At 63.6% G+C, this 19,295-nt stretch carries 20 protein-coding genes; 14 read left to right on the forward strand and 6 right to left on the reverse strand.

Annotated features, from left to right (window positions below; genetic code table 11):
- The first annotated feature begins 7 nt into the window (after positions 1-7).
- From FFI89_RS28550 to FFI89_RS28565, 4 genes are all read left to right on the forward strand, one after another.
- The gene (locus tag FFI89_RS28550) at positions 8-394 is read left to right on the forward strand and encodes a carboxymuconolactone decarboxylase family protein (protein ID WP_138830855.1); all 387 of its coding nucleotides are present in this window, start codon (positions 8-10) and stop codon (positions 392-394) included.
- A 124-nt stretch (positions 395-518) separates the two neighbouring features.
- Complete coding sequence (locus tag FFI89_RS28555; RefSeq protein ID WP_246669284.1) at positions 519-1,196, forward strand: alpha/beta fold hydrolase; 678 nt, start codon at positions 519-521, stop codon at positions 1,194-1,196.
- Between the two features lie 192 nt (positions 1,197-1,388).
- Positions 1,389-1,760, forward strand: coding sequence for a DUF4118 domain-containing protein (locus tag FFI89_RS28560; RefSeq protein WP_138830857.1), 372 nt, complete (start codon positions 1,389-1,391; stop codon positions 1,758-1,760).
- Between the two features lie 6 nt (positions 1,761-1,766).
- Positions 1,767-2,000: a hypothetical protein gene (locus FFI89_RS28565; RefSeq protein WP_138830858.1), complete on the forward strand. Its 234-nt coding sequence runs from the start codon at positions 1,767-1,769 to the stop codon at positions 1,998-2,000.
- Positions 2,001-2,057: 57 nt separating this feature from the next.
- Here FFI89_RS28565 and FFI89_RS28570 read toward each other — a convergent pair whose 3' ends face one another.
- The 3 genes from FFI89_RS28570 to FFI89_RS28580 form a co-directional block, all read right to left on the reverse strand.
- Positions 2,058-2,243: a hypothetical protein gene (locus FFI89_RS28570; RefSeq protein WP_138830859.1), complete on the reverse strand. Its 186-nt coding sequence runs from the start codon at positions 2,241-2,243 to the stop codon at positions 2,058-2,060.
- 120 nt (positions 2,244-2,363) lie between these two features.
- Positions 2,364-2,879, reverse strand: coding sequence for a hypothetical protein (locus FFI89_RS28575; RefSeq protein WP_138830860.1), 516 nt, complete (start codon positions 2,877-2,879; stop codon positions 2,364-2,366).
- 34 nt (positions 2,880-2,913) lie between these two features.
- Positions 2,914-4,461 (reverse strand): acetolactate synthase large subunit, encoded by a 1,548-nt coding sequence (locus tag FFI89_RS28580; RefSeq protein WP_138830861.1) that lies wholly within the window; start codon positions 4,459-4,461, stop codon positions 2,914-2,916.
- A 223-nt stretch (positions 4,462-4,684) separates the two neighbouring features.
- Between FFI89_RS28580 and FFI89_RS28585 the strand changes: the two genes are divergently transcribed.
- The 4 genes from FFI89_RS28585 to FFI89_RS28600 all read left to right on the forward strand — a co-directional run bounded on the left by FFI89_RS28585 (position 4,685) and on the right by FFI89_RS28600 (position 8,265).
- Complete coding sequence (locus FFI89_RS28585) at positions 4,685-5,266, forward strand: L,D-transpeptidase (protein ID WP_138830862.1); 582 nt, start codon at positions 4,685-4,687, stop codon at positions 5,264-5,266.
- A 107-nt stretch (positions 5,267-5,373) separates the two neighbouring features.
- The gene (locus FFI89_RS28590) at positions 5,374-6,186 is read left to right on the forward strand and encodes a DUF2927 domain-containing protein (RefSeq protein WP_138830863.1); all 813 of its coding nucleotides are present in this window, start codon (positions 5,374-5,376) and stop codon (positions 6,184-6,186) included.
- A 95-nt stretch (positions 6,187-6,281) separates the two neighbouring features.
- Complete coding sequence (locus tag FFI89_RS28595; RefSeq protein WP_138830864.1) at positions 6,282-7,271, forward strand: LysR family transcriptional regulator; 990 nt, start codon at positions 6,282-6,284, stop codon at positions 7,269-7,271.
- Between the two features lie 241 nt (positions 7,272-7,512).
- A complete protein-coding gene (locus FFI89_RS28600) occupies positions 7,513-8,265 on the forward strand; it encodes a substrate-binding domain-containing protein (RefSeq protein ID WP_168213083.1) in 753 nt (250 codons plus the stop codon).
- A gap of 68 nt (positions 8,266-8,333) precedes the next feature.
- Here the strand turns inward: FFI89_RS28600 and FFI89_RS28605 are convergent, their stop codons facing one another.
- Positions 8,334-9,506, reverse strand: a complete 1,173-nt coding sequence (locus FFI89_RS28605) for an isovaleryl-CoA dehydrogenase (RefSeq protein ID WP_138830866.1) — start codon at positions 9,504-9,506, stop codon at positions 8,334-8,336.
- A gap of 233 nt (positions 9,507-9,739) precedes the next feature.
- On the opposite strand from FFI89_RS28605, the gene FFI89_RS28610 reads away from it, so the two are divergent.
- Together FFI89_RS28610 and FFI89_RS28615 are read left to right on the forward strand one after the other, a co-directional pair.
- Positions 9,740-11,011 carry a cytochrome P450 gene (locus FFI89_RS28610; protein ID WP_138830867.1) on the forward strand — a complete coding sequence of 424 codons (1,272 nt, stop codon included), beginning with the start codon at positions 9,740-9,742 and terminating at the stop codon, positions 11,009-11,011.
- 27 nt (positions 11,012-11,038) lie between these two features.
- Positions 11,039-12,313 (forward strand): cytochrome P450, encoded by a 1,275-nt coding sequence (locus FFI89_RS28615; RefSeq protein WP_138830868.1) that lies wholly within the window; start codon positions 11,039-11,041, stop codon positions 12,311-12,313.
- A 153-nt stretch (positions 12,314-12,466) separates the two neighbouring features.
- On the opposite strand, the gene FFI89_RS28620 is transcribed toward FFI89_RS28615, so the two are convergent.
- Positions 12,467-13,390: a LysR substrate-binding domain-containing protein gene (locus FFI89_RS28620; protein WP_138830869.1), complete on the reverse strand. Its 924-nt coding sequence runs from the start codon at positions 13,388-13,390 to the stop codon at positions 12,467-12,469.
- Between the two features lie 125 nt (positions 13,391-13,515).
- Here FFI89_RS28620 and FFI89_RS28625 point away from each other — a divergent pair, with 125 nt between their 5' ends.
- The 4 genes from FFI89_RS28625 to mdlC all read left to right on the forward strand — a co-directional run bounded on the left by FFI89_RS28625 (position 13,516) and on the right by mdlC (position 18,378).
- Entirely contained in the window at positions 13,516-14,682 is a 1,167-nt protein-coding gene (locus FFI89_RS28625; protein WP_138830870.1) for an acyl-CoA dehydrogenase family protein, read from the forward strand.
- Between the two features lie 9 nt (positions 14,683-14,691).
- Positions 14,692-15,822 carry a CaiB/BaiF CoA-transferase family protein gene (locus FFI89_RS28630; protein WP_138830871.1) on the forward strand — a complete coding sequence of 377 codons (1,131 nt, stop codon included), beginning with the start codon at positions 14,692-14,694 and terminating at the stop codon, positions 15,820-15,822.
- Positions 15,819-16,685 (forward strand): MaoC family dehydratase N-terminal domain-containing protein, encoded by an 867-nt coding sequence (locus FFI89_RS28635; protein ID WP_138830872.1) that lies wholly within the window; start codon positions 15,819-15,821, stop codon positions 16,683-16,685. Before FFI89_RS28630 ends, FFI89_RS28635 begins: the two co-directional genes overlap by 4 nt.
- A gap of 76 nt (positions 16,686-16,761) precedes the next feature.
- Positions 16,762-18,378, forward strand: coding sequence for a benzoylformate decarboxylase (gene mdlC / locus FFI89_RS28640; RefSeq protein WP_138830873.1), 1,617 nt, complete (start codon positions 16,762-16,764; stop codon positions 18,376-18,378).
- A 56-nt stretch (positions 18,379-18,434) separates the two neighbouring features.
- Here the strand turns inward: mdlC and FFI89_RS28645 are convergent, their stop codons facing one another.
- Positions 18,435-19,229 (reverse strand): SDR family oxidoreductase, encoded by a 795-nt coding sequence (locus FFI89_RS28645; protein WP_138830874.1) that lies wholly within the window; start codon positions 19,227-19,229, stop codon positions 18,435-18,437.
- Positions 19,230-19,295 lie beyond the last annotated feature (66 nt).

The raw sequence follows: 19,295 nt of genomic DNA on the forward strand, positions 1-19,295 counted from the left end.
AATCACTATGCGTTCAGACTCCTCCCGCCGATCGCGCGGTGCACAAAAAATCGGCGAGGTTCTCGGTCAGACGCCGGAACAGGTCGAGCGATCACTCGGCGATGTTGCGCCGCAACTCGCGACCTACGTGCTCGAGACGATCTATGGCGAAGTCTACCAAAGCCCGACACTTGATTTGCGCACGAGACAGATCGTGACCGTCGCAGCACTAGCGACGCTTGGGACGGCGGCGCCGCAGCTCCGAACGCATATTGGCGGAGCCCTTCGATGTGGCGTGACGCGGGACGAACTGGTCGAAATCATGATGCAGCTCGCGCCTTTTGCCGGCGTCGCGGCCGCCATCAACGGCGTCGCGGCCTGCCGCGAGGTTTTCGCGGCCGCCGATAAGTCCTGAGCGCGGGATCGAACAATCACCACGGGAGTGGGCTGGAATGGTTTGGCATACGACGATCGGTAACGGCCCGACGAAAGTCCTGGTCATCCATGGGTGGTTTTGGGATCACCGGGTATTTACCCCGATGTTCGATGCGCTCGACCGCGACCTTTACACCTACGCCTTTATGGATATCCGCGGTTATGGCCATTCGCGCGACATCGCCGGCGCATTCTCCATCAGCGAGGTCGCCGCGGATGCTATCGCGCTCGCCGACCAGCTTGGCTGGCAGGAATTTCACGTGGTCGGCCATTCCATGGGCGGCAAGGCGGTTCAGAAGATCGCGATGGACGCCCCGGCGCGGATAAGATCCGTGGTCGCCGTGACGCCGGTGCCAGCCTCGGCCTTGCCTTTTGACGACGAGGTATTCGGCTTCTTCGCGTCGGCATGCGAACGCGACGCTGCCGCACTGGCCATCATGGGCGATTCGCTCGGCAATCGCGTCTCGGCAATCTGGCTGCAGCTGATGCTCCGACGCGCACGGGAGACCGCTACGCCCGCAGCGTTCAAAAATTATATGCAGTCGTTCATCAGAGACGACTACTCGGCGATGGCAAACAAGGTCACAGCACCGATGCTGGTGCTCTATGGCGAGCACGACAACGGCGTCAGTGAAGCCATGGTGAAGGCTGTCTATCCGGGCCTCTATCCGCACGCCGAGATCGAGAAGATCGGCAATTGCGGACACTACCCGATGCAGGAAACGCCGATCATCCTCGCAACCAGGATTCAGACGTTTCTTTCTCAAAGCACCGCAAGCTGAGAACATAGTGGAACGATCGTTCCGTTACGCACCTCGGACATTTGCTTGCCTCCCGGATCCGGTCGGCCCAACACCGCCCGCCTCACAAAATTCCGAAAACTTCCCGCTCCGCCTGGCCGCTCCGGGGCTTTTATTTGTGCCCTTCCTCCGCTAGCCTCCCGGCTTTCAGCATCCGATTTTGGGGGGAATTTGATGCGCCATCGGACTAATTACCTGCGCAGGTTGCAGCCATGGTCGATCGCGACCTTCGCGGCCGCGATCGCGGCGGTGGTGTTTGCGGCCACCATGCAGGAGATCGTGGCGACCTTCGGCATCACGCCTTACTTCGCCGGCTTCATTCCTGCGATCCTGGTGGTGAGCCTCGTCGGCGGCGCGCCGGCCGGCACCTTTGCGGCCATCCTCACCATTCCGGTGGTGTGGTGGGCGTTCATGCCGCCACACTTCGAGTTCAATCCGCTGACCGCCGACGACTACGACCGGTTCGCCATCTTCGTGCTGGTCAGTGCACTGGTGATCTGCTTTTCCCACCTCTATCGGGAAGCGCGCATCCTGATGCGGAAATAGCGGCCGATGCGCTATCCGAAACTCGCCGTGACAATCACCAGCCTCGCCGGCGGCGCGGTCGGATTGCTGGCGCCGATCGGCGTCGTCAAATGGCTGCTGCGGACCGAGCCGGAAGACGCCGGCATCCTGACGCTGTTTTTCCTGCCGGTATGGTGCCTGCTGGTGGTCGCGGGCCTGCTGATCGGCCGCCGTCTCGGGCTATCGATGTCAGGCGGCAAGCGCATGCATCTCAAGACCTGACGCTTGTCGCTCGGCTTCCGCGGTAAGCGTGAAGCCGAGTGCGCGATCGTCGCTGGTTCATGCGCAGGCCTGCAGGAGACGGGTGCTCTCGGCGGGCGCGAGATGCTCATGGTCGCGGACGATGATGGTGACCTGCCAGCCTTCGCTGGCCCACACCCGCGCCTTGGCAAGCGCCATCAGTGAACTCGCCCTGTCCATCCTGACGGTCTCGTTTCCGCGTTCTGCGACGATCCTGTAGGTCATGATATCCCCTTACGCACTCAACGATGCCAGGAGATGTTTGACGGCGGCTTTGGCCGCAGTTTGCCGACAATTTGTCCAATCGGCGGCAAGATGCGGCGGACTGAGGCACGCTGGAGGCCCTCACTCCGCGCTCAAACCCGCCTCCTTCAGCCGTCCGGCAAACCAGTTCGACAAGGCCTCGTCCTTGACGCCGCTGGTATAGACTTCCGACATCGCGACCTGCTTCTTGCCGAGCGTCACAAATACGCCGATCCAGTAGGCAAACCACAGATGCGGGTCGGTCAGCGCCCGCAGCTTGTGCTGGTCGTGCTCGACCGGCTGGTGATTGCCTGACTTGCGGACCTCGATCGCGAGAAGATTGTTGGGGATCGCGCGCTGGTGCACGACGATGTCGGGATAAACCGATTTTCCGAGGTGATCGTCGGTCGAGATGATGGTGCCGTGCGGCAGCCGCAGCGTGCGGTCGCCGAGCCGGTCGTAGCCGCAGTCGACCTCCCAGCCCGGGAACTCCTTTTCGACATGCACCGCCACCCGGTGTGTCAGCGTGTGCTCGCCGAGATCCTTTTCGAGCAGAAACGTCTCGCGCGCGTAGAATTCATGGAGTGCCGTGACGACCTTGTTGAGTTCGGTCTGCATGACGCCTCCACTGCGCGAGCGGGACGCCCGCCCCTCACATCTGCACTTCGATCAGCCACGGGCCCGGCTCGGCGATGGCTTCCGCCAGTGCCTTGTTGAAATCGTCGACATTGGCGACCGAGCGGCCCGGCACGCCCATGCCCTTGGCGAGCGCGACGAAGTCGAGGTCGGGACGGTTGATCTTGAGCATGTCGAGCGCACGCTGTCCCGGCTCGCCGGCACCGACGCCGTCGAATTCGCCACGCAGAATCTGGTAGATCTTATTAGCGAATACAATCGTGACGACGTTGAGGCCTTCGCGCGCCTGGGTCCACAGCGATTGCAGCGTGTACATCGCGCTGCCGTCGCCGACCATGCAGATCACCTTGCGGTCCGGGCAGGCCACCGCGGCGCCGGTCGCGACCGGGGTCGAGAAGCCGATCGAGCCGCCCATGTTCTGCAGCCAGTCGTGCGGGGCCGCCGCCGCCGTCGGCGGAAAGAAGCCGCGGCCGGTGGTGATGGATTCGTCCACTACAATGGCGTTTTCCGGGATCGCCATCGCGATCGCCTGCGCGATCGAGGCGTGCGTCAGCGCACCCGTCGGCGTGGCAATCTCGACCAGCTTCTGCGGCTGGCGGTCCTGCGGCTTGGCGCCGAGCGCGGACGCCAGCGCTTCCAGTGCCGCGACCGAGTTCTCGGCGCCGGACGTCATGCGGTGCACCTCGCAGCCATCGGGCTTCAGCATGCTCGGCTTGTTCGGATAGGCGAAGAACGCGACGGGATCGTTGGCCTCGACCAGGATGATGTTCTTGAAGTCCTTCAGGATCGGCAGCGCCTGCTCGATCACATACGGAATGCGGTCGATCGCAAACCGGCCCTTGCCGCGCGCCATGCGCGGATTGTAGGTCTGGCCCATCACCTTGCAGCCGGTCTTGCCGGCGATCTGCGCCGCCAGCGCCAACCCCTGTTCGGTCAAGGCGCTGCCGGTCATCAGCAGCAGCGTTTGGCCGCCACCGCTGCGCAGCACCTTGGCGGCGTTGTCGATGGCTGCAGAGGAATAATTCGCGCGCTGGCTTTCCGCCGGGACCTGGGCGATGCCGTCGGCCTCGTTCCAGGCGGTGTCGGCGGGCAGGATCAGGGTGGCGATCTGCGCCGGCGCGCTCTTTGCCGCGGCGATCGCAGCCGCACCGTCGGTAGCAACCGATTTCGCGTCCGGCGAGGTCCGTACCCAGGCCGACATCGGTCGCGCCAGTCCCTCGATATCCGAGGTCAGCGGCGCGTTGAAACCGATATGGTAGGTGGCGTGCTGGCCGACGATGTTGACGATGCCGGAATTGGCCTTCTTGGCGTTGTGCAGGTTGGCAAGGCCGTTGGCGAGGCCGGGCCCGAGATGCAGCAGCGTCGAAGCCGGCGAGCCCTTCATGCGGTAATAGCCGTCGGCGGCGCCGGTCACGACGCCCTCGAACAGGCCGAGCACGCAGCGCATGCCGTCGACCCGGTCCAGCGCGGCGACGAAGTGCATCTCCGAGGTGCCGGGGTTGGCGAAGCAGACGTCGACGCCCCCTGCGACCAATGTCCGCACCAGACTTTCCGCACCGTTCATGGTCTCGCTCCCATTCGCATTGTTCTGTAAGGGTCGCGAAGATCAATCATTGTTCGCGCGTTTCGTCAAAGGTTTAGGGCACAATGCAGCTATCGCCTGCGGCGTGTTGCCTTTTTTAACCGCGGTGTCCGAAAATGCCGCGCTCACGGCCTCGTTGCTTGCGAAAGCATGGTAATTATGGCCTGTCTCGAGTTACCGATTTGATATTTTCGCGAGAAAAAAAATGACCCGGGTTCTGGCTTTGCTGGTTGCGGCGGTGACGATGCTGGCTGCGGCCGGCCAGGCGCAAGCCCAGGGCTTCGACCTGCGCGACATCATGGGCGGCGGCCCCAATTTCTTCAGCGGCGGCGGCGGCGGATCAAGCCCGATCCCGCGCACGACCGTGAACTTTACCGGCAACTACGCGCCCGGCACCATTTTAATCAGCACGTCGGAACGGCGGCTCTATCTCGTGCTCGCCAACGGCCAGGCGCTGCGTTACGGCATCGGCGTCGGCCGCGACGGCTTCCGCTGGAGCGGCACCCACCGCATTACCGCGAAGAAGGAATGGCCGAGCTGGACCCCGCCGTCGCAGATGCTGGCGCGGCGGCCCGACCTGCCGCGTCACATGGCCGGCGGCATCGACAATCCGCTCGGCGCCCGCGCGATGTATCTCGGATCGACGCTGTATCGCATCCATGGCTCCAACGAGCCCGAGACGATCGGACAGGCGGTATCGTCGGGATGCTTCCGCATGACCAACGACGACGTCACCGACCTCTATAGCCGGGTCTCCGTCGGCACCACCGTCATCGTCAAGAACTGAGCCGACCGAAACGCCGGAACCCCGGCACCGCTCCTGCGCGCAACTGTCGGATCATGCCTTCTGATCATGCCTTGCACGCCTCCTCCGATTGCGGCAGCGTCGCCGTCATGCGCACGCCCCGCCGATCCCGCTATCTGGCAACCCTCGCGGCCGCTCTGACCGCGATCGCGCTTGGCGACATCTTGCCGCAGCCCGCCGCCGCGGCCGATATTCCCGCCATCGCCCAGCGTCAGCGCACCGAGAAGAAGATCTTCACCGACGGCGAGATCGTCGAAGGCTTTCTCAAGACCGCGTTCGGCGCCGAATACCATCTCGCCGGCCGCGTCGACCGCATCCGCAAATACGACATGCCGGTGCGGGTGTTCGCCGACGGCAACCGTCCCGACCGCAAGGCCCAGCTCGCCAAGATCGTCGCCGATATCGCCGCCAAGGTTCAGCACCTCGACATCGCCATGGCCGCGAGCAACGACGACGCCAACGTGCTGGTCAAGCTGGTGCGCGACCGCGACCTCAATCGCACCATCGCGACCTTCTACGGCAGCGAACGGGCCCGCGAGATCCGCTCGTCGCTCGATCCGCAATGCCTGTCGGGTTTTCGCAAGAACGAGAAATTCGAGATCGAACATTCCGACGTGATCCTCACCGTCGACAATGGCGACTTCGTCTTCTTCGATTGCGGCTATGAGGAGTTGCTGCAGTCGCTGGGACCGATCAACGATACCTCGACGGTGCCCTGGACCATGTTCAACGACAATGTTTCGATGGGCTATTTCGACGTCTACGACCAGTACATCCTGAACCTGCTCTACGATCCCAGGATCAAGGCCGGCATGACCGTGCAGGACGTCAAGGACGTGCTGCCCGGCGTGCTCGCCGACGTGCGCAATTGGGTGCGCACGGTCAACAATCTGCCGGAGTGACACCCCGCTGATCGGCCACGGCCGATAACAACGCAGGGTTTCATTCACAAAATGTTGTGACCTTTAAGAGTATTATTTGTATATGAGCATTTCACATGAACGAACTGCCACGAACCCAGGCCCTGCGCTGCTTCATCACGATAGCCCGTGAAGGTTCGGTTTCACGCGCAGCGACCTTGCTCAACCTGACCCAGCCTGCCGTCAGCCTGCAGCTCAAGGGCCTGGAAGAAAGCATCGGCCTGCAACTCTTCAACCGGACGCCCGGCGGCTTTACCCTCACCGAAGCCGGCGTCGCCTTGCTTCCGCTGGCGCACAAGGCGGTGTCGGCTTCATCGGATTTCAGGACGACGGCGGCCTCGCTGCGCGAGCAGCTACGGGGAACATTGCGCGTCGGCACCATCCTCGAGCCCGAGTTCATCCGGCTCGGACCGTTCGTGCGCAGCCTCACTGCCTCGCGGCAGAAGACCGAAGTCTTCCTGCGCCATGGCATGAGCGACGACGTGCTGACGCAGATCGGCAAGGGCGAGCTCGACGTCGGATACTATATCGACGCGCCGCCTCCGGCGCCCCCGCCGTTTTCCGAGCGCACCATCGGCGACGGAAAATTCCAGCTCGCGCCATTGACGAGCTACGACTACCGCGTGATCGCGCCTCTGGCATGGAGCGACCAGGTTCTGGGCAAGGACTGGGCCGACCTCGCCGATCTGCCATGGCTCGCAACACCGCTCCATTCGGCGCACCGGCGGCTCACGGACGATATCTTCCGTCCGCTGGGCGCGCTGCCGAAGCGCGTGGCGTTCACCGACCAGGAAGAGGCGGTGATCGACTTCGTCGAATCCGGCATCTGTCTCGGCCTTGCCCGCGACGGCCTTTTGGATCGCGTCACGCGCAAGCGGGAGTTCGTCATTGCCGACAAGGTGGCGCTGACCTGCGACCTCTCCTTTGCCTGTCTCGCGTCGCGGCGTCATGAAGACATGATCGCGCACGCCTTTTCCGCGATGCAGGCGGTGTGGGATTTGACGCCATCCCGCACGCCGCCGGCGCCGGTCGCAGCGGCGAGATCGCGCAAGGGCGCGGCGCGCTGACGCCGTTCCAAGCCTGGTGATCCCAGCCTGTGCTATGTCCGCTTCCGGACACGGCGGTAGTTCTACGATCTTGGCAGCGGCGACCGAATCACAGAGTCTGCGTTGGCGTCCCTTGATTGGGCGTTTCCTCCCGAAACTTCGCCCGCCCGATCGGCGGGCTTCCTTTTCCCAACGCGTCTCTTGACGCCTCCGTTACCTTCGTGCTCGCTGTTCAGGTCAGCGTATGGGGGGCGATGTCAACATGAAGCCAGGTTCACTTGCTTTGGTTGTAGTGACCGCGTCAGCCTTGCTCGTTACACAGGCGAGCGCTGCCGAGATCAGGGTGCTCAGCACACCGACGTTGAAGACCACGCTCGACGAACTCGGCCCAAAATTCGAACGCGCCACAGGCCACAAGCTCGTGACGAAGTTCGACGCCGTGGCGGTGCTGAAACGGCAAATTGAAGCAGGCGAACTGTTCGACGTGACCATTCTCTTGCCGGTCGCGATCGATGATCTGATCAAACAGGGCAAGGTCGTCGGCCGAACGGACATTTCCCGATCCGGCGTAGGGGTTGCGGTGAGAGCGGGGGCTACGACCCCGGATGTTGGCTCGGTCGACGCGCTCAAGCGCACATTGCTCAGCGCGAACTCGATCTCCTACTCACCCGATAGCGCCAGCAGCACGTTCTTTCTCAACCTGGCAGACCGGCTTGGGATAGGAAGCGAAGTAAGGCTTAAATTGAAGGCGGCGCCGGGTGGGCGCGTTATGGAACCGATCGCGAGCGGCGATGCAGATCTCACGGTGATTACGATCCCAAACATCGTCGGCGTGCCCGGTGTGGCCGTGGCTGGACGCCTGCCGGCTGAGCTCCAGAGCTATACGGTCTTTTCGGCGGGTGTCGGCGCCACTGCGAAAGAAGTCGATGGTGCCAAAGAACTGATCCGATACCTGGTCGCTCCAGAGGCCACAGCGGTCTTTGAAGCGAAAGGCATGGAGCGCGTGCCGCAATAGGATCGCCATCTACGCGGCGGAAACGGCCCCGATGATTTTGTCGGGACCGGCAGCCGCCCGGCGCAGCCTTATGCCGACTTGTCGAACAGCTCGCGCCCGATCAGCATGCGCCGGATCTCGCTGGTGCCGGCGCCGATTTCATACAGCTTGGCGTCGCGCAACAGGCGGCCGGTCGGATAATCGTTGATGTAGCCGTTACCGCCCAGCAGCTGGATGGCGTCGAGCGCGCATTGCGTCGCCTTCTCGGCGGCGTAGAGGATCGCGCCGGCCGCGTCCTCGCGCGTGGTCTCGCCGCGGTCGCACGCCTTCGCCACCGCGTACACATAGGCGCGCGAGGCGTTCATAGTGGTGTACATGTCGGCGAGCTTGCCCTGCACCAGCTGGAAGGTGCCGATCGGCTGGCCGAACTGCTTGCGCTCGTGGACGTAGGGCAGCACGACGTCCATGCAGGCCTGCATGATGCCGATCGGCCCCGCGGCGAGCACCGCGCGCTCGTAGTCGAGACCGGACATCAGCACGTTGACGCCGCGGCCGACCTCATCGAGCACGTTCTCTTCCGGCACTTCGCAATCCTCGAACACCAGTTCGCAGGTGTCGGAGCCGCGCATGCCGAGCTTGTCGAGCTTCTGCGCGGTGGAAAATCCCTTCATGCCCTTTTCGATGATGAAGGCGGTCATGCCGCGCGGCCCGGCTTCCGGATCGGTCTTGGCATAGACCACCAGCGTGTCGGCCACCGGGCCGTTGGTGATCCACATCTTGTTGCCGTTCAGGACGTAGCGATCGCCCTTTTTGTCGGCGCGCGTCTTCATCGACACCACGTCGGAGCCGGCGCCGGGCTCCGACATCGCCAATGAGCCGACATGTTCGCCGGAAATCAGCTTCGGCAGGTATTTGCGCTTCTGCGCCTCGTTGCCGTTGCGGCGGATCTGGTTGACGCAGAGGTTGGAATGGGCGCCGTAGGACAGCCCGACCGCGGCGGACGCCCGCGACATTTCCTCGACCGCGATGCAGTGCTCGAGATAGCCGAGGCCGCTCCCGCCATATTCCTCTTCCACGGTGATGCCGTGCAGGCCGAGCGCGCCGATCTTCGGCCAGAGGTCGCGCGGAAACTGGTTGCTCTTGTCGATTTCCGCGGCGCGCGGCGCGATCTCGTTGCTCGAAAAGGCATGGACGGTCTCGCGAATCGCATCCGCGGTCTCGCCGAGATCGAAGTTGAACATCCGGTACGCGTTGGGGATCATGGTGGGGCGGCCTCCGGCATATATTTAGGGCTTTGTGGCCTACAGGCTTATTCCCTCAAAATGCGCTTGTCACGGGCCGAAACGGACCGAAAAGCGGGACGATCGGACGGGCTCTGGTATACCGCAGATGCGGCAAACTCCCGCTTGCTCTGGCGCCTGCAACGGGCTGTAATTCGCCGAAATGACCACCCTCCGGGACCAACCACGGCGGGGACACAATCAGGAGACGCCTTATGCACGGAACGATCGAACTCTCCGGAGATTCCCATCTGCGGGCCGCGCGCGACAAGGCCAACTCGCTGCCGCTTGCCGATATCGACGTCAGCCATCCCGAACTGTTCAGGACCGACTCGTTCTGGCCCTATTTCGACCGGCTGCGCCGCGAAGACCCGGTGCATTACTGCAAGGACAGCATGTTCGGGCCGTATTGGTCGGTGACCAAATACAACGACATCATGGACATCGAGACCAACCATGCGGTGTTCTCGTCGGCGTCCTCGCTCGGCGGCATCACCATCCGCGACGTCGATCCCGACCTGCGCCGCGAAAGCTTCATCGCCATGGATCAGCCGCGCCACGGCGCCCAGCGCAAGACCGTGGCGCCGATGTTCACCCCGACCCATCTCGACCAGCTCGCGATCAACATCCGCAAGCGCTCGGCCGAATGCCTCGACAATCTGCCGAAGGGCGAAATTTTCGACTGGGTCGACCAGGTCTCAATCGAGCTGACCACCCAGATGCTCGCCGTACTGTTCGACTTCCCCTGGGAGGATCGCCGCAAGCTGACCCGCTGGTCCGACGTCGCCACCACCCTGCCCGGCCCGGACGGCGTCGTCGCCACCGAGGACGAGCGGCAGGCCGAACTGATGGAATGCGCGACCTATTTTGCAAGGCTCTGGAAGGAGCGGATCAATCAGCCGCCGAAGAGCGACCTGTTGTCGATGATGGCGCATTCCGACGCCACCCGCGACATGGACCCGAAGAATTTCCTCGGCAACCTGATCCTCCTGATCGTCGGCGGCAACGACACCACCCGCAACACGCTGTCGGGCAGCATCTATGCGCTGGCTAAGAATCCGGACCAGTACCGCAAGCTGCGCGAAAATCACGCGCTGATCGACAGTTTCGTGCCGGAGGTGATCCGCTGGCAGACGCCGCTGGCGCATATGCGCCGCACCGCGCTTTCGGATTTCGAGTTCCGCGGCCGGCAGATCAAGAAGGGCGACAAGGTCGTGATGTGGTACGTCTCGGGCAACCGCGACGAGGATGTGATCGACCGCCCCAATGACTTCATCATCGACCGCGCCCGGCCTCGTACCCACATCTCGTTCGGCTTCGGCATTCATCGTTGCGTGGGCTTGAGGCTCGCCGAGCTGCAATTGAAGATTATCTGGGAAGAAATCCTCAAGCGGTTCGACAATATTGAGGTGGTGAGCGAGCCGAAGCGGGTATATTCCAGTTTCGTCAAAGGCTACGAGACCCTGCCGGTTCGCATCGCCGGCTAACCTCACTTCACCACGGGAACATCGACGATGAACGTCCTGAGCTCCATCAGAGCAGACAAGAATGAGCTTCTGCGCGCCGCGCGCGAAGAGGCCTATTCCACGCCGCTGAAGGATTTTCATCCCGGTGCGCCAAAGCTGTTCCAGAACGATACGCTGTGGCCGTGGTTCGAGCGGCTGCGCAAGGAAGAGCCGGTGCATTACTGCACCAATGCGCCGATCGAGCCCTACTGGTCGGTGACCAAATACAACGACATCATGCATGTCGACACCAACCATGGCATCTTCTCGTCCGACTCCACGCTGGGCGGCATCTCGATCCGCGACGTTCCGCCGGGCTACGACTACCCAAGCTTCATTGCGATGGACCAGCCGAAGCATTCGTCGCAGCGCAAGACCGTGTCGCCGATGTTCACGCCGACCCATCTGGACGAACTCGCCAAACTGATCCGCGAGCGCGCCATCAAGGTGATCGAGAACCTGCCCCGCAACGAGACTTTCAATTTCGTCGAGCGGGTGTCGATCGAGCTGACCACGCAGATGCTGGCAACGCTGTTCGACTTTCCGTTCGAGGAGCGCAGCAAGCTGACGCGCTGGTCCGACGTCTCGACCGCGCTGCCGAAGAGCGGCGTCGTCGAATCCGCCGAGCAGCGCCGCCAGGAAATGGACGAATGCGCGGCGTACTTCACCAGACTGTGGAACGAACGCGTCAATGCGCCGCCGCGCAACGACCTCATCTCCATGATGGCGCACAGCGATGCGACGCGCCACATGGATCCCGACAACCTGATGGGCAACATCATCCTGTTGATCGTCGGCGGCAACGACACCACCCGCAACACCATGAGCGGCTCGGTGCTGGCGCTGAACGAGCACCCGGACCAGTACCAGAAGCTGCGCGACAACCCTGATCTGATCGACACCATGGTGCCGGAAGTGATCCGCTGGCAGACCCCGCTGGCCCATATGCGCCGCACCGCGCTGGTCGATACCGAGCTCGGCGGCAAGAAGATCAGCAAGGGCGACCGCGTCGTGATGTGGTACGTCTCCGGCAATCGCGACGAGGAAGGCATCGAGAAGCCGGAAGAGTTCATCATCGACCGTGCCCGGCCCCGCACCCATCTGTCGTTCGGCTTCGGCATTCACCGCTGCGTCGGCATGCGGCTCGCCGAGCTGCAACTGAAGATCGTCTGGCAGGAGATGCTCAAGCGTTTCGACCGCATCGAGGTGGTCGGCGAGCCGAAGCGGGTCTATTCCAGCTTCGTCCGCGGCATCGAACAGCTACCGGTTCGTATCCCGGCCTAGATCGAACCTGGTCCCGGGCACCCCTCGCAATCCGCCGGGCCTGCGGTCGCCTTCACGTGGCGCCGCCCTATCGAATTGCGGCATGGCAGCTTGAACCAGATGATAAGGCCGCGCCCGGTCTATCTGTTCTACTAAGCCCCCGTCGGACCGGGCTCAGGCAAGCGTGATTTCCCAGAGGCCCTCTGCACGGCATGCGCTGATTTCGTTGCGGAGAAGCGTGGTAATGAGCGTGATGGCTTTTGAGCCCGGATGGTCGAGCGGGGAGGCAAGGGTCAATTCGCGCGTCGGCGCCGGCCTGGAAATCCTGGCCGTTTCCAGCCGGCCGTCGGCGACCTCATGGCGCACCGACGACGGCGGCAGCAGCGTGTATCCCAGCCCTTCTTCGACCAGGCTGGTGAGGACCCGGAAGGAATCGGCTTCCAGCTGCACGTCGAGCTTCCATTTCTTCTTCGCCGCCGCGTGCTCGATCAACGCCCGGAGCCCATGCGAATGACTGGGCAGGACCAGCCGCTGCCGAAGCAGCCAGGCGATATCGACCTGCTTTTTTTGAGCCAGCCCGCTGCCGCGCGGCCCCACCGCCACGATGTCGTCGCGGCCGAGGCTCTGCACGGTCAAATGCAGGTCGCTCGACGGCCCATAGATGACCGCCAGGTCCATCTCGCCGCGGTGCAGCCATTCCATCAGGTGTCCGCTGTAGCTCTCCACGATGCACAGGGAAATGCCGGGGAAGCTTTCCACGGTGCGCCGGGCAAGCCGCGCCGAAAGCACGCAGCTCACGGTCGGAACCAGCCCCAGCACCACGCGCCCGGACGGCGGTCCTCCGGAGGACTGGATATCGTCGCGGATCTGGTCGATCTGCCGGACGATGCCCGCCGTCCTCGCCAGCAGCAGGCGGCCGGCCTCGGTCAGCACCATGCCTCTGCCGTTTCGGGTAAAGAGCTCGGCCCGCAACTCATGCTCGAGCAGCTTGATCTGACGGCTGAGCGCGGGCTGCGCCACCCGCAGCGTGTCGGACGCCTTGCTGAGGCTGCCCAGTTCAGCCACGCAACTGAACGTTCTGAGCTGACGCAGATCCATACTTGCCAGTCTTCGAATGCAGGTTCATACGCTATAACAAAACAGCATAGGGAGTTTGCGGTGGCTTCACAACGGCACGCCGATCAGCAATTGACATCAACCCATAGCCATCGCCAGTAAATCCAATGACCGCATCAGAACAACAAGACGAATTCCACGACATCCGCGACGCCGTCGCCAAGCTCTGCGCCCAGTTTCCGGGCGAATACTGGCGCAAGCTCGACCGCCAGATGGCCTACCCGAAGGAGTTCGTGAACGCGCTGACGGAAGCCGGCTACCTCTCGGTGCTTATCCCCGAGGAATATGGCGGCGCCGGGCTGAAACTGTCGGCAGCGGCAGCGATCCTCGAAGAGATCCAGCGCGCCGGCTGCAACGGCGGCGGCTGCCACGCCCAGATGTACACCATGGGCACACTGCTGCGGCACGGCAGCGACGCCCAGAAGGCGAAGTGGCTGCCGAAGATCGCCAGCGGCGAATTGCGGCTGCAGGCGTTCGGCGTCACCGAGCCGACCAGCGGCACCGACACCTCCTCGTTGAAAACCGTCGCGCGGCGCGACGGCGACCACTACATCGTCAACGGTCAGAAGATCTGGACCAGCCGCGCTGAACATTCCGACCTGATGATCCTGCTGGCGCGCACCACGCCGAAGGAAGACGCCAAGAAGCGCACCGACGGGCTGTCGGTGTTCATCGTCGACATGCGCGAGGCGAAGGGCAACGGTCTCGAAATCCGCCCGATCCGCACCATGATGAACCACGCCACCACCGAAGTGTTCTTCACCGACATGAAGGTGCCGGCCGAAAACCTGATCGGCGACGAGGGCAAGGGGTTCCGCTACATCCTCTCCGGCATGAATGCCGAGCGCATCCTGATCGCGTCGGAATGTATCGGCGATGCCAAATGGTTCACGGCGAAATCCACCGCCTACGCCAAAGAGCGCGTGGTGTTCGGCCGTCCGATCGGCCAGAATCAGGGCGTCCAGTTCCCGATCGCCAAGGCCTACGCCTCGATGCGCGCCGCCGAATTGATGGTGAAGGAAGCCACCCGCAAATACGAGGCCGGGCTCGACTGCGGCGCCGAGGCCAACATGTCCAAGATGCTGGCGGCGGATGCGGCCTGGGATGCGGCCAATGCCTGCGTGCAGACTTTTGGCGGCTTCGGCTTCGCGGAAGAATACGACGTCGAGCGCAAGTTCCGCGAAACCCGGCTGTATCAGGTGGCGCCGATCTCGACCAACCTGATCCTGTCCTATGTCGCCGAGCATGTGCTCGGCATGCCCCGCTCCTACTGAGAACATCAGATGTTGCCGCTGGAAGGATTGATCGTCGTCGCCGTCGAACAGGCTGTCGCAGCACCATTCTGCAGTTCGCGGCTGGCGGATGCCGGCGCCCATGTCATCAAGGTCGAACGCCCCGAGGGCGACTTCGCCCGCGGCTACGACGCCGCCGCCAAGGGCCAGAGCAGCTATTTCGTCTGGCTCAACCGCGGCAAGAATTCCGTGGTGATCGATCTTGCGACCAAAGAAGGCCGCGCCGCGCTCGAAGAGCTGATCGCCAGCGCCGACGTGCTGCTGCAGAACCTCAAGCCCGGCTCGATGGACAAGCTCGGCTTCTCGCTGGAACGGCTGCGCAAGGATTATCCGGCGCTGATCTGCTGCACCATCTCGGGCTACGGCGATACTGGCCCCTATGCCGACCGCAAGGCCTATGACCTCCTGATCCAGGCCGAGAGTGGCCTCGCCTCGATCACCGGCGGCCCGGAAGGCCCGTCGCGGGTCGGCATCTCGGTCGTCGATATCTCGACCGGCGCCACCGCGCATGCGGCGATCCTCGAAGCACTGATCGCCCGCGGACGCACCGGCAAGGGCGCCGACATCCGGATTTCGATGTTCGACGTGATGGCCGACTGGATGGCGGTGCCGCTGATCAATTCCGAGGCCGGCAATCCGCCGAAGCGGATGGCGCTCGCCCATCCCTCGATCGCGCCCTACGGCGTGTTCAACTCGAAAGACGGCAAGGGCATCCTGATCTCGATCCAGAGCGAGCGCGAATGGAAGAAGCTGTGTTCGGATGTGCTGGACCAGCCTGACCTGCCGAACGATCCGCGCTTCGCCAACATGGTCGAGCGCGTGCGCAACCGCGCGCTGACCGACAAGACGGTGGCCGACAGTTTTGCGACCATGAACCGCGTCGATCTCCTCAAGCGGCTGGACGACGCCGACATCGCCTTCGCCGAGGTCAACACCATGGCCGACCTCGCGGTCCATCCGCATCTGCGCCGCATCGAGGTCGACACGCCGAACGGCAAGGTGAACTATGCCGCGCCCGCCGCGATCTTCGTCGGCGAGGAAAGGCACTACGGCGCCGTGCCGGCGATCGGCCAACACGTCGAACTTCCCAAGACCGCTCGCGCTGGGAGTACCAAGTCATGACCGAAGCTGTCGTCGAAAATCTCGACCTGGATCATCTGCGCCAGTGGATCGGCAAGACCACCGAGGCGTCCGACATCGTCACCGCGCACCTGGTGAAAGGTTTGCGCGCGACGCTGTTTCAGGACATCGGCGAGCCGAAGACGGGCGACGCCGCACCCTGGACCACGCATTGGTGCCTGGCACAGCCGGTGTTTCCGATGTCGATGCTCGGCCCCGACGGCCACCCGACCCGCGGCGGTTTTCTGCCGCCGGTGCCGCTGCCGCGCCGGATGTGGGCCGGCGGCGAGCTGGAATTCTTCGAACCCTTGCGCGTCGGCGATGACTCCGAGCGGACCTCGCGCATTACTGACGTGACGATCAAGACCGGTTCGACCGGCGTGCTGTGCTTCGTCTCCGTCGAGCACATCATCACGACGCCGCGCGGCATGGCAATTCGCGAGCGCCAGGATCTGGTCTATCGCGACGTGGGCGGCGCGACGCCGGCAGCTTCAGCCAAGGCGTCACCGCCGGCGCCGGTCGCGAAACATCGCGAAAGCCATGTCAGCGATCCCGTGCTGCTGTTTCGCTACTCCGCGCTGACCTTCAACGGCCACCGCATTCATTACGACCGCGATTACGCCACCAAGGTCGAGGGCTATCCGGGCCTGATCTTCCACGGCCCGTTGCAGGCGGCTCTGATTGTCGAGTTCGCTGCAAAACTTCACGGCGGCACGCCGCCGAAGAAGTTCAGCTATCGGGGCCTGCAGCCTTTGTTCGAAGGCAGCGAATTCTCCGTCAACGCCAACGACATCGCCGCCGGCACGGAACTGTGGACCGCGAATGCAGAGGGCCAGCCGACCATGAAGGGCACGGCGACGTGGTGATTTGGTTCCCCGTCATTCCGGGTTCGATGCTACGCATCGCCCCGGAATGACGGCATAACTCCGAGGACGCAAGCAATTGTCCAAAAAGCCAGCCAAAGCCTCCACCACCGTCAAGGACGCCACCTTCACCCTGCTCCGCGCGTTCGGCGTCAAACGCGTGTTCGGCAATCCCGGCTCGACCGAACTGCCGTTCCTGAGCGACTGGCCTGACGACATCGACTACGTGCTGGGCCTGCAGGAAGCCTCCGTCATCGGCATGGCCGACGGCTATGCGCAGGCGACCCGCAATGCCGGCTTCGTCAACCTGCATTCCGCTGCCGGCGTCGGCAACGCGCTCGGCAACATCTACACCGCGCACCGCAACCAGACGCCGCTGGTGATCACCGCCGGCCAGCAGGCGCGCTCGATCCTGCCGCTGCAGGCGTTTCTCCAGGCCGAACGCGCGTCGGAATTTCCGCGGCCTTACGTCAAATACAGCGTCGAGCCGGCGCGGGCCGAAGACGTGCCGGCCGCGATCGCGCGCGCCTATTACGTGGCGATGCAGCCGCCATGCGGGCCGACCTTCGTCTCGGTGCCGATCGACGACTGGACGCGCCCGGCGCAATCGATCGAGGTCCGCCAGGTCAGCCGCGAACTCGGACCTGATCCGGCCGCGATGAAGTCGCTGGTCGCGGCGCTGTCGGAAGCAAAGCACCCCGCGCTGGCGATCGGCCCCGGCGTCGATCGTGCCGCAGCCGTCGACCTGATGGTGCGGGTGGCGGAGAAGACGAAAGCCGCGGTCTGGGTCAGCCCGTTCTCGGCGCGTTGTTCTTTCCCGGAACGGCATCCGCAATTCGCGGGCTTCCTGCACGCCTCGCCGGGACAACTGTCGGACGCATTGCGCGCGCATGATCTGGTGGTCGTGATCGGCGCGCCGGTGTTTACGTTCCATGTCGAGGGCCATGCGTCGATCTTCGATGGCGCGACCACGATCTTCCAGATCACCGACGATCCGACCGCCGCCGCCGTGACGCCTGTCGGTACCAGCATCGTCGCCACCATGAAGCCGGCGCTGTCGATGCTGCTCGACCTGCTGCCGGAAACCAGGCGCACCGCAGCGGCTGGCCGCGTGCTGCCGCCAAAGCCATCCGCGGCCGATCCGATCCCGGTCGAATATCTGCTCGACGCGCTGTTTCACGCCATGCCCAGTGATGCGGCGCTGGTCGAGGAAGCGCCGTCGCACCGTCCGGCGATGCAAAAATTCATGCCGATGCGCGGCCAGGACAGTTTCTACACCATGGCGAGCGGCGGCCTCGGCTGGAGCCTGCCCGCCGCGGTCGGCATGGCGCTGGGGCGGCCCGGCGTGCGCACCGTCTGCCTGATCGGCGACGGCTCGGCGATGTATTCGATCCAGGCGCTGTGGACCGCGGCGCAACGCAAGCTGCCGCTGACGGTCGTCGTCATCAACAATTCCGGCTACGGCGCGATGCGCTCGTTCAGCCAGGTGATGCAGGTGCGCAATGTACCGGGCCTCGAACTGCCCGGCATCGATTTCGTCAAACTCGCCGAAGGCATGGGCTGCGATGCGGTGCGGGTCGCCAAATCATCGGAGCTTGCCGCTGCGCTGAAGCGCGGGCTCGCGCATGACGGCGTCAGCCTGATCGAGGTGATGGTGGATTCGGCGGTGCCGCTGCTGTACGCGAAGAAGAGTTAGATGCTGTCATTCCGGGGCGATGCGAAGCATCGAACCCGGAATGACGCCAAGAGGCGTCACTTCCCATACGCCTCCCGCATCTTGGCCTGGATCTTCGCCATGCCGGCAATCCAGCGGTCGTAATTCTCGGTCTTCTTGCGCATATAGCCCAGCACCTGCGGATGCGGCAGAATGACGAACGTCTCCTGCTCGAGTCCGGCCAAAACATCCTGCGCCACCTGCTCCGGCGTCAGATCGCCGTCGCCGGATTGCGGGCCCTTCGGGATCGAGCGCAGCATCGCGGTATCGACGCCCTGCGGGCACAGAATGGAGACCTTGATGCCATCATCCTTGTGCGAAATAGCGAGATTTTCCGCAAACCCCACCGCGGCGTGCTTGGTGGTCGAATAGGCCGGACTTCCGACCTGCGAAAGCAGTCCCGCCGCCGAAATCGTGTTGAGGAAATAGCCGCCGCCGCGCGCCTTCATGCGCGGGATCAGATGCCGCGCCGCATAGACATGCGCCATCACATGAACGGCCCAACTCCGCGACCATGGTTCGTCGGAGGTTCCGCCCGCGTTGGCCGACAGCGGATCGAAGCCGCCGCCGATACCGGCATTGGAGCAGAACAACGCGATCGGGCCGAATTGCTTCTCGGTCTCCTCGATGACGTGAAGGATGTCCTTCTCTTTTCCGACATCGCATTTGAAGGCCGCTCCACCGATCGGGGTGGCAACGGCTCGCGCGGCTGCCGGATCGATATCGGCGACCACCACCTTGGCGGCGCCGGCGCGGTGGAACGCCTCGCACATCGCCTTGCCGATACCGTTGCCGCCCCCCGTCACGACCACGACTTTGCCGTTCACCTGCATGGCCGACCTCCCTTACAGCATGATCCGGAAAAGTGGGAACCGGTTTTCCGAAAAGATCATGCTCAA

Origin of the sequence: Bradyrhizobium sp. KBS0727 (assembly GCF_005937885.2) — a bacterium.
In the GTDB taxonomy this organism is placed as follows: Bacteria; Pseudomonadota; Alphaproteobacteria; order Rhizobiales; family Xanthobacteraceae; genus Bradyrhizobium.

Excerpts from the sequence above, each read along its gene's own strand:
- FFI89_RS28555 (WP_246669284.1), top strand. The coding sequence starts at position 519 with ATGTTCGATGCGCTCGACCGCGACCTTTACACCTACGCCTTTATGGAT.
- FFI89_RS28605 (WP_138830866.1), bottom strand. The coding sequence starts at position 9,506 with ATGATCCCCAACGCGTACCGGATGTTCAACTTCGATCTCGGCGAGACC.
- FFI89_RS28610 (WP_138830867.1), top strand. The coding sequence starts at position 9,740 with ATGCACGGAACGATCGAACTCTCCGGAGATTCCCATCTGCGGGCCGCG.
- FFI89_RS28565 (WP_138830858.1), top strand. The coding sequence starts at position 1,767 with ATGCGCTATCCGAAACTCGCCGTGACAATCACCAGCCTCGCCGGCGGC.
- FFI89_RS28560 (WP_138830857.1), top strand. The coding sequence starts at position 1,389 with ATGCGCCATCGGACTAATTACCTGCGCAGGTTGCAGCCATGGTCGATC.
- FFI89_RS28590 (WP_138830863.1), top strand. The coding sequence starts at position 5,374 with ATGCGCACGCCCCGCCGATCCCGCTATCTGGCAACCCTCGCGGCCGCT.
- FFI89_RS28575 (WP_138830860.1), bottom strand. The coding sequence starts at position 2,879 with ATGCAGACCGAACTCAACAAGGTCGTCACGGCACTCCATGAATTCTAC.
- FFI89_RS28595 (WP_138830864.1), top strand. The coding sequence starts at position 6,282 with ATGAACGAACTGCCACGAACCCAGGCCCTGCGCTGCTTCATCACGATA.
- FFI89_RS28630 (WP_138830871.1), top strand. The coding sequence starts at position 14,692 with ATGTTGCCGCTGGAAGGATTGATCGTCGTCGCCGTCGAACAGGCTGTC.
- FFI89_RS28580 (WP_138830861.1), bottom strand. The coding sequence starts at position 4,461 with ATGAACGGTGCGGAAAGTCTGGTGCGGACATTGGTCGCAGGGGGCGTC.
- FFI89_RS28625 (WP_138830870.1), top strand. The coding sequence starts at position 13,516 with ATGACCGCATCAGAACAACAAGACGAATTCCACGACATCCGCGACGCC.
- FFI89_RS28635 (WP_138830872.1), top strand. The coding sequence starts at position 15,819 with ATGACCGAAGCTGTCGTCGAAAATCTCGACCTGGATCATCTGCGCCAG.
- FFI89_RS28570 (WP_138830859.1), bottom strand. The coding sequence starts at position 2,243 with ATGACCTACAGGATCGTCGCAGAACGCGGAAACGAGACCGTCAGGATG.
- FFI89_RS28645 (WP_138830874.1), bottom strand. The coding sequence starts at position 19,229 with ATGCAGGTGAACGGCAAAGTCGTGGTCGTGACGGGGGGCGGCAACGGT.
- FFI89_RS28615 (WP_138830868.1), top strand. The coding sequence starts at position 11,039 with ATGAACGTCCTGAGCTCCATCAGAGCAGACAAGAATGAGCTTCTGCGC.
- FFI89_RS28600 (WP_168213083.1), top strand. The coding sequence starts at position 7,513 with ATGAAGCCAGGTTCACTTGCTTTGGTTGTAGTGACCGCGTCAGCCTTG.
- FFI89_RS28620 (WP_138830869.1), bottom strand. The coding sequence starts at position 13,390 with ATGGATCTGCGTCAGCTCAGAACGTTCAGTTGCGTGGCTGAACTGGGC.
- FFI89_RS28585 (WP_138830862.1), top strand. The coding sequence starts at position 4,685 with ATGACCCGGGTTCTGGCTTTGCTGGTTGCGGCGGTGACGATGCTGGCT.
- FFI89_RS28550 (WP_138830855.1), top strand. The coding sequence starts at position 8 with ATGCGTTCAGACTCCTCCCGCCGATCGCGCGGTGCACAAAAAATCGGC.